10 protein-coding genes are annotated in these 15,856 nt (G+C 32.4%); 8 read left to right on the forward strand and 2 right to left on the reverse strand.

Going from position 1 to position 15,856, the window contains the following annotated elements; genetic code table 11:
• A partial coding sequence (locus HMPREF9144_RS01045) for a carboxypeptidase-like regulatory domain-containing protein (RefSeq protein WP_156792524.1) occupies positions 1-2,278 on the forward strand: 2,278 nt, incomplete at its 5' end.
• 670 nt (positions 2,279-2,948) lie between these two features.
• Positions 2,949-5,216: an outer membrane beta-barrel protein gene (locus tag HMPREF9144_RS01055; protein WP_006043935.1), complete on the forward strand. Its 2,268-nt coding sequence runs from the start codon at positions 2,949-2,951 to the stop codon at positions 5,214-5,216.
• Between the two features lie 284 nt (positions 5,217-5,500).
• On the opposite strand, the gene HMPREF9144_RS01060 is transcribed toward HMPREF9144_RS01055, so the two are convergent.
• Together HMPREF9144_RS01060 and rnr are read right to left on the reverse strand one after the other, a co-directional pair.
• Complete coding sequence (locus HMPREF9144_RS01060; protein WP_006043936.1) at positions 5,501-6,307, reverse strand: hypothetical protein; 807 nt, start codon at positions 6,305-6,307, stop codon at positions 5,501-5,503.
• A gap of 13 nt (positions 6,308-6,320) precedes the next feature.
• A complete protein-coding gene (gene rnr, locus HMPREF9144_RS01065; RefSeq protein ID WP_040595343.1) occupies positions 6,321-8,591 on the reverse strand; it encodes a ribonuclease R in 2,271 nt (756 codons plus the stop codon).
• Positions 8,592-8,666: 75 nt separating this feature from the next.
• On the opposite strand from rnr, the gene HMPREF9144_RS01070 reads away from it, so the two are divergent.
• The 6 genes from HMPREF9144_RS01070 (at position 8,667) to HMPREF9144_RS01095 (ending at position 15,777) form a co-directional block, all read left to right on the forward strand.
• Positions 8,667-9,677: an NAD-dependent epimerase/dehydratase family protein gene (locus tag HMPREF9144_RS01070; protein WP_006043938.1), complete on the forward strand. Its 1,011-nt coding sequence runs from the start codon at positions 8,667-8,669 to the stop codon at positions 9,675-9,677.
• A 28-nt stretch (positions 9,678-9,705) separates the two neighbouring features.
• Entirely contained in the window at positions 9,706-10,680 is a 975-nt protein-coding gene (locus HMPREF9144_RS01075) for a phosphatase PAP2 family protein (protein WP_040595344.1), read from the forward strand.
• A 187-nt stretch (positions 10,681-10,867) separates the two neighbouring features.
• A complete protein-coding gene (locus HMPREF9144_RS01080) occupies positions 10,868-12,001 on the forward strand; it encodes an AAA family ATPase (protein WP_006043940.1) in 1,134 nt (377 codons plus the stop codon).
• 640 nt (positions 12,002-12,641) lie between these two features.
• Positions 12,642-14,714, forward strand: coding sequence for an outer membrane beta-barrel protein (locus HMPREF9144_RS01085; protein ID WP_170123130.1), 2,073 nt, complete (start codon positions 12,642-12,644; stop codon positions 14,712-14,714).
• 79 nt (positions 14,715-14,793) lie between these two features.
• Positions 14,794-15,213: a PH domain-containing protein gene (locus tag HMPREF9144_RS01090; RefSeq protein ID WP_004362289.1), complete on the forward strand. Its 420-nt coding sequence runs from the start codon at positions 14,794-14,796 to the stop codon at positions 15,211-15,213.
• A 180-nt stretch (positions 15,214-15,393) separates the two neighbouring features.
• The gene (locus tag HMPREF9144_RS01095) at positions 15,394-15,777 is read left to right on the forward strand and encodes a hypothetical protein (RefSeq protein WP_006043943.1); all 384 of its coding nucleotides are present in this window, start codon (positions 15,394-15,396) and stop codon (positions 15,775-15,777) included.
• Positions 15,778-15,856: the final 79 nt, after the last annotated feature.

The following is a 15,856-nucleotide window of genomic DNA, read 5'->3' on the forward strand; positions in this document are numbered from 1 at the left end:
AAATGCACAAACTCTAAAAGGTAGAATTATTGAAGCAAATTCCTCTCAAACTCCAATAGAGTTTGCTACAGTCTGCCTTTATAATAATGAAAAGAAAATAGTTCTATCTTCGCAAACAGATAAAAATGGAGAATTTATTTTTCATGTTGATAAATTACAGCTCAAAGAAGTCTATGAACTACATGCTTTATATATAGGTTACCAGTCTATAATAATGAAAATTAGCCTATCCGAACGTGATATGAACCTTGGTACGCTTACTATGAAAGAGGGAACAAAAAATCTTGATGAAGTAGTTGTAAATAGCAATGGCAAAGTAATGGCAGATGGATATACAATTTTTCCATCGAAGCTCGCACAAACACAATCTACAACTGGATATGATTTTTTGCGTAAACTAATGCTTCCAGATATAAAAGTGGAGCAAAATGCTCGAAAGATACAAACGGTTACAGGAGATGAAGTACTCGTATTGATAAATGGTAAAAAAGCCTCTGTAGAAGAACTTCTTACTCTTCGAACGAATCTTATAAAAAAAGTAGAATATATTGATGCTCCAGGAGCAGAATTTTCTTCTGAAAAATATGGTGCCGTTATTAAAATCCTTGTAACCCAACCTGAATCAGGAGTTCAAGGAGGTTTCAATTTTGTAAATTCAGTAACAACTCCTGCTGGTGAAAACTTTGCTTTTATACGATACAACCACAAACTTTCAGAAATAGGATTAACGTTGGAGAATAGTTATACACATATTCAACGTAGGAGCGTTTCTCAGTATGATCATTATAAAATTAATAATACAGAAGATATCACTATTAAAAGAATAGGATTGGATAAACCTTTATATTACCTTAATAATAAAGCTACAATATATTTTAATCATACATTACCAGAGAAGCATATATTTAATGTAGCAATTTCTAATATATTTTATGATAGTCCTAAACGTACTTCTGCGCAACAGGTTATAGAATCAGGGTGTACACCTTATTTATCAATTAGTAATCCAACAGAAAAATATCATTCACCAGAAGTAGACATATTTTATCTTCAAGCGTTAAAACAAGGTGCCACACTTAGTTATAATGCACATTTCACTTATATCTCCACCGACTATGGATATCATTATTCTGAAAGTCATCCTATACAAGGTGAACGTACTTATGGATACAATACGAAAGGAGATAAATATTCCTTAATTAACGAGATTAGATATGAACAAAAAATTAAAGCTATGTATCTTAAGATAGGAGGACGTTATTTGTATGGACAAACCAAAAATAAATATATAGGAGTGGAAAAGTTAGAAACTAAACTCCAAAATCATGACTTATATCTGTATAGTCAAATTTCAGGAAATCTTAATAAACTTAGATATAGCTTAGGAATGGGAGTAAACTATATAGAGACACAACAATTTAATAAAATTGCATCTTCGTGGATTATACGTCCTAGACTTTCACTAACATTGCCTATAAAAACATGGGATATACAATATAATATGAGTGTAGACCCCATAACTCCCTCTCTTGCTATGCTTAGTGATGTATCACAACAAGCTAATGTATGGGATTTGACTACTGGTAATCCTCAACTTAAAGCATTCCATTTACTTAAAAATTGGGCGACAATACGCAAGCGGTTTGGAAAACGTATTTTCACAAGTACAAGATTTGGATTAGAATATGGCAATAAGCCTATTATTGAAACTATAGAACGAATAAAAAATAATGGACAAATTTGTTTCCGCCATAGTTATGCAAATGATGGAACTCAGTTGCAAACCTGGGCTATGACTGGCATTCAATGGCAAATTATACCAGAGAATTTCACAATAACCAGTATGCTTTCTTATAACTATTACCATAATAGCAATAAGTATTTTACTCACCACTTGCATAAGTTAAATCTTTCCTTAGAAGCTGATTTAACCATTGGAAAATGGAATTTTATGGCAGGTTATTCAAGTGGACAAAAGCAACTGGAAGGAGAAATACTTACCGAAGATAGTCCCAATATAAATACCTCAGTAAGATATCATTTAGGAAATTGGGTATTTGGACTTAATGCTACTAATATTTTTCAATCCTATGGTAAAAGACGACAAGTCGAACTTCTGAATAAGTATCGTAGTTACCAACAAGATTTACATATCCCCTCAATGAGTAATATGATAGGTATTTCGGTGAGCTGGCAATTTACAACTGGACGCAAATACAATGCTGGTAGACCAAACATAGATAATAAAGATACAGATTCTGGAATTGTGAAGTTTTAATTTTGGATATGCGACCTATCAGACAACGTAATGCAATGGATTGTGGTATTAGATGAAGAAAAGATTGTAGAAGTGGGCACACACGAAGAACTAACGTCCAAACGTGGCAAATACTTTGCCTTAGATCTCACCCAACACATACCATCTTTTCATACCAAAATTGCACAGAAAAAACGCATTTTTACTGAAAACGTCCGTACTTTTTCCAAAAAACGTCCGTACTTTTTTCTAAGAATGTACGGACGTTTTTTGAAAAGTAAGATGAAATAACCAATCTACCAAATGTCCATCACACTGAAATATTAGAGAAAATAACTACATTTACAGTTGCGCACTTTGGTTGATAACGTACAATTAAGTTTGATAAAAACACCTATTGGTGTATTAAATTTTAAATTTTCCTTGTTTTGTATTTGTTTTCTTCTTATATTTGCACTATAACTATACTAAGTTATAATTAAAATAAAAAAATGGTTCATCTGAACCTTAACATACCTTATTTAACCCTTGCTAGGTTTTTGATGGTTTTATTGAAATCTATTATTAATTAAAACAAATGGTAGCATAAATAAATGCTCAAATCTATCACCAATTTTCGACATTTATACTCATTCACATAGTCTCTTTAAAAACGAACTTATTGAACAAGGTCTATAAAAATAACTAAAATATGAGAAGAATTATCTTAATTTCGTATCTAACATGCCTTATCCTTTTAGTTAGCTCAAAAGCTTACTGCCAAATTCATATAAAATTTCAAATAGGTGGGCAAGAGAAAGAAGTAATACCACGTGTTGAAAGTGTTGTTATGCAGAACGACTCTGTTATAAGTTTCTCTACATTCAATACTTCTAATACTGAATTGACTATTCCTGCAAAAGGAGCATATAAAATATCATTATCAGCACACAATTACCAACCGTGGGAAAGCAATTTGAACTTAAGAAACGACACAGTAATTAACGTCATAATGCAGAAAAGTCCAATTGCTCTACAAGAAGTAGTAGTTAAAGGAACAAAGACTCCAACCGTTACAGCTACAGGTGAAACCTTTTATCTTTCAAGTAAAGCCCGAAAGGAGAAAGATCCGTTTAAAGCTTTATCAGAGATACCTGTTCTAAATGTAAATCCCATCTCGCAAAGCATAACAACTCGAGATGGTAGTTCTCCTTTGATTTTAATTGACGGAAGATTGGTAAACTCTGGAATTAACCCCATTCTACCCGCAGATATAGAGTCTGTTACTGTAGAAGATGTTGTAAGCGCTCGCTATTTAGATCAAGATATTAATAAAATAATTAACATTCATTTACGGAAAGAACGTCCTCTCTATGTGTATTTCGAAGAACGTACTCGCCATGATATTCCATTAAGAAAAGGTTTTGTTGGTTCTAATTTTGAAATAGGACGAAGCCATTTTGCCGTTTATGGAAGTGTTTTCTATAACTATCTAACAAAAGATAGAATTGATTATGAAACATTAGAAAAACAAAATAATCAGCAGAAACAATTAATAGGATCGAATATTTCTAGAAAAAATGATTTTGACCTAAAACTATTATTTAAATATGAGCCAAATGCTCGGAATTATTTTGCTTGGAATATAAGTAATCGCATAAGTAATATGCATAAGTCAGCTACATATAATGGAGAATATTTAAACAATAACATTTCTAACAAGATGACTGCCGACGACCATACCAAAGATAAATCAAATGGGTGGTTAGGATCGTTTTTCTATGAACGTACATTTAAAGATAAGTCAAGTTTAGATGTGTATTCGTATTTTAATCATGCAAAAGCAAATCGCAGGCAACAATATGCTGAACATATCATCTCTGATTTGATTCCTACGTTTCTATCGCTCGACAATATAAGAAATCAGGTTGGTTTAGATGTAGATTATAATGGGGTTCGTCATAAATATGGACAGATAGAAGCAGGCAATCATTTTTTGTACACGCACGACAATCTTTGGGATAATGTATTTTCTCCATCAGTTTTAACACATGTATCTCAGTCTAGTAATTATTCATATATTTCTTATTCAAAAGTATGGAAAAAAATTATGCTGATGACATCGGTAGGTTTGCAGGGATTGTTTGTGAAAGTTGATAGCAGGAGTGATAGTTATTGGCGTCCAAAGACGTCTGTTGCTATAGGGTTTAGAGTTTCAAAATCACAAACCGCACGCTTGTCGTATACACTCAATAATATTCTCCCATCACCTCAACAATTAGCACCAGTCTCTTCATCTGTAAATCCATGGCAAAAAGTAGAAGGTAATATGAATCTGCGTCCGATACAAACCCATGATTTGGCATTAACTTATGATATAAAAATATTGAATTGGTTACGCTTGCAGACTTTCGCAAAGCATAAGATTACCACAAATATGATAGAAAGTTTTTTGCGAAAAGAGAATAACTATGTTATACAATCGTATAGGAACAATGGCTGTTATAATAGATGGAACACTGGTTTTGGGTTGAGTATAAATAGTAATTCTGTTCAAGCTTACTTATCACCAGCACTGAGTTGGGAACATTATGAAGGAGGAAATCGTCTCTCTTCATGGGGTTTAAATGGTAATTTCACGTGGTGGGCTTTAGATCAGATGGCAATTCAAGTAGAAACTGAATGGAAAAATAAGAGTTATTCTGCAATCTCAATAACAAAGTATTCTAATCCAATGAGTGCTAATATATCAATGGCTTGGTATCCAACAGATAATATTCAAATTTCTGCAGGTATCACTTATTTAGGAGGAATAAGAGAGCAAATAACAACGATTGATACTCCTAATTATTATCAACGTCAAAAGATGTCATTCCATAGTGAAAGTTTTCGCCCTTGGATACTATTTGCATATACTATCCGAAAGCATAATAAATTAAGAATTGAGAATAAGATGCCGTATTTTGATATGGACCGTTAAAGCTTTGATATCAATAATCACCCACCACATACCATCTTTTCATACCAAAATTGCACAGAAAAAACGCATTTTTTACTGAAAGCATAAATAGATAGTATTCAAGTATTTACGAAACTATTATTCTTTCTTCAAAAAATGTCCGTACTTTTTTACTGAAACGTCCGTACTTTTTTCCAAAAAACGTACGGACGTTTTTTTGAAAAGTAGGAAGGAATAACCAGTTTACTAAATGTCTATTACGCCGAAAGAGATAATAATTTAGGAATAGTTTAGAGTGTATACTTTTAATATTCTACCATTTGTAACCATGCTTGCAGAATATTATTGTCTAATTGTGGTACTGAAGATGGTATCTCAAAAGTAAGTGTGCGAGGTTTTTCTTTCTTTATTTTTTTCATTTCACTTTCCGAAATGATAGCTCTATCGGTAATAAACAAGTCCGACCATACATCTATTTGTTCGTCTGTATCTTCTCCTTTATAATGTGCCATAAAAGTTTGGTGTTTATGCGCCGAATATAAATCTTTTAATGTATAGGTTCCTGCATGTTCTACGTAAGTTTCTTGTTCATCAAATTGCGTCATACGTGCTATGATACCATACATTTTTAGCTGGTCCATAGCTATTTCGTGGTTTTCTTGTCCCATCAAATTATCCATGTCAATGGTTATTCCAGTAGTTGCTATTTTTTGATTAGGAAACTTATGCTTTGAAATTGTACCGCATTTATCTGCCCATCGGTAAACGTCGCCATTGTTTCGGGTGGAATATTCTTCGCTTTTAATGCTTTCTATAAGAGGTGTAGACTCTAATGCAGGCATATTTATACGAACAAAAGTTTCGTCTCCATTAGCTTGTTTGGCTTTTCTGCGCCTTTCGCCAAGAAATTTTCGGTCTACAAAAGTTGTTTTTTTCGAAGTTGTATCTAATGGAACATACAATTCCATCATACCATCTACGAAATAGCTAAGCATAAAATTTGTAGACTGATATACACGGTAGTATCCTTTCAACCTTATATATTGTTGTTCGTGCGATTGTGCTACAATGGTTGTAAGCAAGAAAGCGAGCAATATTCCTATTTGTTTCATTTTTCAAATGTTTCTATCGGTGCTTTTTGCGTGCCTTTACAGTTTTTCCTGCTTTTGTTTTTGTAGAAACCTTTTGCGAAACTTTTCTACTTTTATCTTCATCTAAAGTAAAATCGAGTTGCTTTCGTTCTAAATTTGCATTTGCAACTTTTATGCGAATAGGGTCGCCCAACTGATATTTATGATGATGACGACGCCCAACAAGACAATAATTCTTCTCATCGAAGTCGTAATAATCGTCGTCAAGGTCGCGCATTGGTATCATTCCTTCACAATGATTTTCGTCAATTTCGGCATAAATTCCATAACTCTGAATACCACTTATGTGCGCATCATAACATTCGCCAAGATGTTCGCCCATAAATTCCACCATTTTATATTTAATAGAATCGCGTTCTGCATTTTGTGCCACTTGTTCCATATCCGAACTGTGTTCGCAAAGCTCTTCTATATGTTCTTTATTAGCCGAACGTCCTCCATTTTCATATCGAGTAAGTAAACGGTGCACAATAGTATCGGGATAACGACGTATGGGTGATGTAAAATGAGTATAATAATCGAAAGCAAGTCCAAAGTGTCCTATATTATGTGTAGTATATTTTGCTTTCATCATAGAACGTAAAGCCACAGTTTGAATTACCTTTTGTTCGCTCTTTCCTTCTACCTCGTCCATTAAAGCGTTTAAAGCCCGTGCGGTTGCTCCTTTTGTACCAGACGATTTCAGTTTATATCCGAATTTTGCAGAGAACTGTCGGAGGTTTTCAAACTTTTGTGGGTCTGGATTGTCGTGAACACGATAAGGCAATGTTTTTGCTTTTTTGCCGCGTTCTACTTTTCCTACGTGTTCTGCAACATATTTATTGGCAAGCAACATAAACTCTTCTATAAGTTTGTTGGCATCTTTCGAACGTTTAAAGTAACAGCGAAGGGGTTTTCCATGTTCATCTATATCAAAATGCAGTTCTTCCGATTCAAACTTTACACTACCTTTCTTAATTCTTTCGGCACGAAGTTGTTTTGCCAAACGGTCAAGCATTATAAGTTTATCGGCAAATTCGCCTTTATATTCTTGTCTTTCTGGTGCAGGTTCACCAGTTCCGTCTATCACTCCATTATCTTCCAACAGTTGTTGCACCTCTTCGTAAGCATATCTACGATTACTTTTTATAACAGTATGTGCAATATGGAAATGTTTAACTTCGGCATTATCGTTTAATTGGAAAATTGCGCTGTATGCTAATTTTTCTTCGTCAGGGCGCAAGGAACAAACAAAATTACACAACCTTTCGGGCAGCATTGGAATAGTTCTGTCTACAAGATAAATAGATGTAGCGCGCTTTTGTGCTTCCTTATCAATTATATCGTTCTCTTTAACATAGTGGGAAACATCGGCAATATGTACGCCCACTTCCCATAAACCATTTTCCAACTTACGTATAGAAAGAGCATCGTCAAAGTCTTTTGCATCTTTAGGGTCAATAGTACAAGTCCAAATATCTCGGAAGTCTTCGCGTTCGGCAATATCTTGCGCTGTAATTTCGGCATTAATTTTATCTGCAGCCTCTTCTACTTTCTTCGGATATTTATAAGGCAAACCATATTGTGCAAGAATAGTATTCATTTCCACATCGTTATTGCCTGCTTGTCCTAATATATCAATCACTTCTCCTACAAGGTTTTTATGGTCAGCATCTGGCCATTTTGTTATTTTCACCACAGCTCTATCGTCGGTTTTTCCACCATTCAAAGCTTTCTTTGGAATAAGAATATCGTGAACAAAAAGGTTTTCTTGCGTAATAAGGAATGCTATTTCGGGTTCTACTTGCAAACGTCCTACAAAAGTTTCCTTCTTTCGTTGCAAAATTTCTATAACCATTCCTTCTTTAATATGGTTACGACGGCGCGCAAAGTATTGCACTTTCACTCTATCTCCATTAAGAGCCGACATAGAATTACGTTCAGAAATAAAAATAGGAGTACCACCATCGTCGGGAAGGAAAGAGTTTTTTCCATTCGATTTTCTTACAAAAACACCTTCTTGCACCTGTCCTTTGGTGTTAAGTGTATAAGCATTTTCGCCAACTTTAGAAAGAAAATCGTCCCACGCCATTTCTTCCATCACATCAATAGCAAGCATTTTTAGTGGATGCGTGGTTAGTTTTAATGCTCTAAATATTTGTTTTAGGCTAAAAGTATTGTCTGGTTGTGTTTGAAAGAAACCTGTAATCTTCTCAGCAAGTTCTACTTTGGTCAATCGTTTTTTATTATTTTTTTCCTTTCCCATTGTTATTTGCGCTTTGATTGTGTTTACAAAGTAACGAAAAAGTTCGTACCTTTGCAAGCGTTTCACAGTATTTTAATGAAAAAAAGAATATTAATAACAGGAGCTTCGGGCTTTATTGGCTCGTTTATTGTAGCAGAAGCATTGCGCCACGATATGGAAGTTTGGGCAGCAATGCGTGCAACTTCGTCTAAAAAATACTTGCAAGACGAGCGTATTCACTTTATAGAACTCGACTTTTCGTCTGAAGAAAAACTTAAAAAGCAGCTACAATCTTACAGCTTTAATTATGTTGTTCATGCTGCGGGAGCCACAAAATGTACAAAGAGAGACGATTTTTTTCGCATAAACACACAAGGAACGCAACATTTTGTTAATGCACTTTTAGCGCTAAATATGCCTATAGAACGCTTTGTTTTTATATCGAGCCTCAGCGTTTATGGTGCTATTCACGAACAACTTCCTTATAAAAATATTGACGAAACCGATATTCCTCAACCAAACACAGCTTACGGAGAGAGTAAACTAAAGGCAGAAAAAGTTTTGGCAAATACTTCTTACAACGGAAAAACATTGCCTTATGTTATTCTTCGTCCTACAGGTGTGTACGGACCAAGAGAAAAAGACTACTTCCTTATGGCTAAATCTATAAAAGGGCATATAGACTTTTCGGTGGGTTTTCAGCGTCAAGACATTACTTTTATTTATGTAAAAGACCTTGTTCAGGCTGTTTTTCTTGCAATTGATAAGGCTAAAACTGGAAGAGCTTATTTTCTTACCGATGGAGAAGTATATCAAAGCACCACATTCAGCAATCTTATTCACACAGAATTGGGCAATCCGTGGTGGATAAGAATTAAAGCTCCTATTGCTTTGTTGCGTATTGTTACTTTCTTTGGCGATATTTTAGGACGCATAACAGGCAAACTTTCGCCACTAAACAACGATAAATATCAAATTTTGAAACAACGAAATTGGCGGTGTAACATACAACCCATTGTAAAAGAACTTGGCTATAAACCAGAATATAAATTAGAGCGAGGCGTAAAAGAAACAATGGATTGGTATAAAAATAATGGCTGGATTTAAAATAAGGATAACTGATAGTAGAAATAAAATGGTAAAATTTGTACTCAATCTTTTTAAAATAGAAAAGAAACCTTTAAAAGGATTAATGGCAATAGAATGGGCTGCAGCAGCTTATATGCTTTTCACTTTTGTGTTAATAATGTTTTTTTACACAAAAATGACAGCTCCCGAAGCTATGATTTATGGACGGCTACGCATAATTGCTATGACGGCTGCTTTATGGTTGGTATACAGAATTTTTCCTTGTAAGTTTACACGTTTAGCAAGAGTATCTGCACAATTAGGATTACTTGCGTGGTGGTATCCCGATACTTACGAGTTTAATAGACTTTTACCTAACCTCGACCATGTATTTGCACAATGGGAACAAAATATATTTGGCTGTCAGCCAGCACTATTATTCTCTAAAGAATTACCAGATGCCTTTTTCAGCGAACTTTTCGATATGGGATATGCAGCTTATTATCCAATGATTGCACTCACTGTTTTCTACTATTTTATATGGCGCTACAAAGAGTTTGAACGGGTAAGTTTCATACTATTGGCTTCATTCTTTATTTATTATGTAGTGTTTATATTTGTTCCTGTGGCTGGTCCTACGTTTTATTATAAGGCTGTTGGTTTAAAAACTATTACAGCAGGAGTATTTCCTAATATACACGACTATTTTAATTTACATAAAGATTGCTTGCCCAGCCCTGGTTTCACCAATGGTTTCTTTTATAATTTAGTAGAAGATGCTAAAGCTGCAGGAGAACGTCCTACAGCTGCCTTCCCAAGTTCGCATGTAGGAATAAGTACTATATGTATGTTTTTAGTATGGCATACACGAAATTACAAATTACTTATGGTGCTTGCCCCATTTTATTTTTTCCTTTGTTGTGCCACTGTTTATATTCAAGCACACTATCTTATAGATGCTATCGCAGGTGTTATTTCGGCTATTTTAGTTTACCTTACACTCTTCTATTTTTCAAAAAGAATGGTAAAAAAAGGACGATAAAAACACAGTGTGTTACTATGTTATATAGTAAAGCATTAATATCTATCAAGCACATTACAGCCACCTATATTTTAGTTTATTTATAATAATACAAGTATGTATCACACAAGTTTGTGTGATACATACTTGTATTATTACTTTTTTCTTATTATATTTGCACTTGTAAGATGAATTAAAGCATTAAATTATGTGCAAGAAATTTGTTTATGGAGTAGCTGTTTCCGACTATAATTTCATAGGAAGAGAACGAGAAACAAAGCGGCTTTTAGATAATTTTAAAGGTGGAATAAACGTAATTCTAATGTCGCCAAGACGATTAGGAAAGACATCTTTAGTGAAACACGTATGTAATAAGCTCGACAATAAAGATATAATTACAGTTTATTTAGACATATTTGGTTGCAAAAGCGAATACGATTTCTACAATAAATTAACCGCAGAGGTATTAAAACAAACTGCTTCTAAAAGCGAATTATGGTTTGAAGAAGCAAAAGAGTTTCTTTACCGTCTCACTCCTAAAATATCTTTTAGTCCTGAACCTAATTCCGATTTCTCCATTTCTTTAGGTATTACTCCAAAAACACACACGCCAGAAGAGGTTTTACAGATGGCTGAAACAATTGCTATAAAACGAAAAAAACGCATTGTTATATGTATAGACGAGTTTCAGCAAATAGGCGAAATGGCTAATAGTAAACAAATTCAGGCACGTTTAAGAACTGTTTGGCAACACCAAAAACACGTATCTTATTGTCTTTTTGGAAGTAAACACCACTTAATGAGCAGTATATTTCTCCATAGAAGTATGCCTTTTTTCCAGTTTGGCGACACAATTTCGTTAAACAAAATAGCAACAGAAAATTGGGTTGAATATATTGTTTCGCATTTTGCCGATGGAAAAAGAACTATTAGCCGTGAATTGGCAGAAGAGATTTGCAAATTTACCGAAAACTATTCTGCCTACGTACAACAATTGGCTTGGTTGGTTTTTACATTAAAAGAAGAAGGAGAAACTGTAACTGAAAACGATGTAAAGCAAGCCGAAAACGACTTATTGGCTACAAACGATATTCTTTTTATGCAGATGATTGAACCATTATCTGAATTTCAATTAAATTTTCTTCGAGCTATAATTGTAGGAGTTACAAAAGATTTTGGACTTTCTGAAGTGCGCAAAGAATATAATTTAGGTAGCTATTCGAATATAACTCGACTGAAAACAGCTCTCTTAGAACGCGACTTAATAGAAAAACAAGAAACAGAATGGGTTATAACCGACCCTATTTTTGCAAAATGGCTAAAACAAAAAATAATGCTTTAAGCTAAATAAAGAAAACGTAATTATGTCTTTGCAGAACATAATTACGTTTTTTTCTTATAACCGTATCTGAAAGTATTATTTGCAATGAACTAATTTACGTTTATATTTATCTATAATCTGCCTTTTCCTCATTGTTAGCTCAATATATAAAGGTTAAAATATTATAAACTTAAGCAATGTTTTACGTTTTTTTATTTACTTTGTAGTCTATCTATAAATTTGCAAAACCTAAAATAAAATTAAAAGATTATGAAGACAAAAATTAATGAGATTAAAATTGTTGCTACCTCTAAGTTTAGATAAGCCTTTTAAGGCTTATAATCTACAGATAATATCTAAGAACCCAAAAGCATTTGAATACCTTTCAGTTGAAATTCCTTACGAAAGGAATAAATATATGTTAAGGGATTAAATTAAATAACACATGAAAAAAATAATCTTCTTTTTTCTTTTATGGATTCCACAATTACTCTTCTCGCAAACACAAACAATACACATTATAGATGGTTGTGGGAAAGCTATACAATACGCTAATATTAATTTGTTCGACATAAAAGATTCTACAAAATTATATTCTACAGTTTCCGATTCGTTAGGTTCATTTCAACTTAATGGAAAGAAAGGTATATATAGACTGTCGGTGAAATGCTTAGGTTATGAAGATTATAATAGCCCAATATTGATAGATACACTTAAAACTATTAGGCTACAAGAGGCAAGTTTTAAATTAGGCGAAGTAGTTGTACATAAATCTACTTTAAATAGGGGCAACTCTTTACTAATTAATATAGAAAACTCCCATCTTTCGAAGTTGCTTAATTTATCGAAAATTTTACCATATATGCCTTTTGTAACACAATCTAATAACAATATAGAAGTTGTTGGACGTGGTACACCTATTTTCTTTCTTAATGGGCACGAAGCAAGAGATATAAACGAACTACTTAACATAAAAGGTAGCGATATAAAAAATATAGAAATAATTATTTCTCCAGGAAGCGAATATGATGCATCTGTACAATCTATTATTAAAATTACAACAAAAAGGAGAAAAGACGAAGGTTTAGGAGGAAACATAGACGTTTCTCTATTCGATTTAGGGAACCAAATATCAGAAACTACAAATAATTTATTGAATTATAGAAAAGGTTCTTACGATTTCTTTGCTAATATTAATATGCGAAATACAAGAACTTCTACTGTAGAAAACCAAATTTCTAAACTTCAATTGCAAAATAACAAAGAACGCAAACAACATTCAGATTTATTAAATAAGTGGTTAGGACTTGATGGGGCATTAGGGTTCGATTATATTGCTAACAAATTATCTTTTGGAGGAAAATATACCTATACTTGGACACCTAACTATGTGGATAATTATGATATTCAGGATACATACAAATTAAATTCTAATGCTATTTCAAAAATAAACTCGTCTAACTGCATAAATAGAAAGACTGGAATTCATAGCTTAGAATCTTTTGTTAATTACAACCTTACGAAAGGTTTAATTTTACAAGCAGATAACTATCTTGCAAGCAGTAAAGATAAGACAAAACAAAATATAAATAAAAATTCGAATAGTGGAAATACTAATTCTGGTATTAGCAATGGGAGTTATGACTATTTTATTTTTTGCCAAAAAATTCTTTCAGAATTGAATATTGGAAATAGTATTTTAAAATTTGGTTCAGAGGCAACAATTACTAACTATAACACAGAATTTTGTTCGTCTATCGCAAATGGAGTTATACCAACCTATACTAAATCTGAAAGAAAAGAGAGAACTGTTGCTACTTTTTGCGAATTTAATACACATACTTCGTTTATAGATTTAACTTTCGGACTTAGATATGAACATTCTTTGATAAGATATAAAGATGGTACAGACCATGAAAATAAAATAAAATGGAGCAATAATAATCTTTTTCCATCAATATCGCTCAAAAAAACGTTTGGTAATTTTTTCACTGGGCTAAATTATTCTGTGAAAATACGCAGACCTAATTATCAAGAACTAAGATCGAACGTAGAATATTATTCTCCATTAGAATATGCTTCTGGAAACACCTCTTTAAAACCATGCATAATTTATGATTTATCGCTACTTGCAACATATAAAAACTTTAATGCTATTTTATCTTTTGAACATAGAAAAAAAGCAATTATACAGACGGCAGAAAAACTTGTGGATATGGAATCTATTTTATATTCACCAAAAAATATTCCTAAGTATCAAAAACTCTCTTTCGCATTATCGTGGTCAAAGTCTATAGGAGAGTGGACTCCATTTATTAATACTTCTATACAAAAACCTTTATTGGAATTTAATGGCAGAAACTATAATTCTATAATGTTTTCTTTGTCATTCAACAATATGTTATCTCTAAAAAATGGATACATATTTTATTTCTATACCTCGTTCTCAACAGGAGGACATATTATGCTATATCATTATAAGCCAAAAGGAGAGATAAGTTTAGGTATTTCAAAATCTTTTTTTAAAGAAAAACTTGATGTATACCTTAATTGGACCGATGTATTTAAAACAAATAAAGAAGAAAAACATCTGCAATTTGTAAATATCGATTTAATAAGAAATTCTTATCGCAAAGTAAACGGAATTATATTATCAGTTTCATATAAATTTAACTTACAGAAAAATAGATATAATGAAAGTAATGCTGGAGTGTCTGAACGGTCAAGACTGTAAAAATACAAAAAACTAACCATGTTATCAACTAACAAAAAATGCAGATTGATTTAATATGACCATATAATTATTGAACGGGATGGAAAAAGTTTATAAAACAAAAATTGCAATTTGGCTAATATGTGCCATTATAGGATTCACTGTAATTCCTATAATACCCGTATTAGTATACGATTTTTCGTGGATTGTAGTAACAATTGTAGCATTAATTCTCTTTTTTGCTCTTTTCTCTCTTTTTGATATCCGCTATACTATCCATAATAACATCCTCTCTGTTAAATGCGGTATGTTATCAACCACCAATTATGACATAAATCAAATAAGAAAAATAAAAGACACAAATTCTATTCTTGCTGCACCGGCAGCCTCGCTAGATCGAATAGCAATATATTTCATCCAACAAAAAACACCTCTTATTATTTCACCAAAAGACAAAAATGGTTTCATAAAGAATCTACAATCTATAAATCCCAATATTGTATATAGTAACGATAAATGAAAATACAAATTACACTTCTATTAAAGGAAAAGTGTATACTCTTAGCATTACAATGATTGGGAATTTTTATATGTTTTCAAAAGACTGCGATATAAATCAATTCAAATAAAAAAAAGTTTGAAAAAAATTGTATCTTTGCAAATGAAAAATAAAATATTCAACTTAATCAAATAGAAAAAGATGAAGCTATTAAATAAGAAACTAAATAGAATGCAATGGATTAATAAAGGAATACTATTTTTCATTCTTTTATTTGCTTTTGAACCTATATTAAGTTCGTCTAATATATATTGGTATCTTTTGGCAGTATCAGCAAGTATAGTCTTTTTAATTTTCATTGGCTTTATGTTAGGTATATTCATAAAAAAGATACCAATAAAGAATAATCTTATAAACGAAGGGAAAATATCTTATGGATATCTTTTAGCTTCATTGTTAGGGTTAGTTATATACTATATATATAAAGGTGAACTACTAAATTTTTGGATAGTTATAATTTTTTTGGACTTAGGAAATATCTATTTAGAACAAAGTTCTAAAGATACTAAACAAAAAGGAACTTAAGCTTCTTCCAAATATAAAATTAAAGAATAAGAATATTTAATTACCAAATTAAAAAACGTAATTATGTTTTTGCAGAACA

Origin of the sequence: Prevotella pallens ATCC 700821, from assembly GCF_000220255.1 — a bacterium.
Lineage (GTDB): Bacteria > Bacteroidota > Bacteroidia > Bacteroidales > Bacteroidaceae > Prevotella > Prevotella pallens.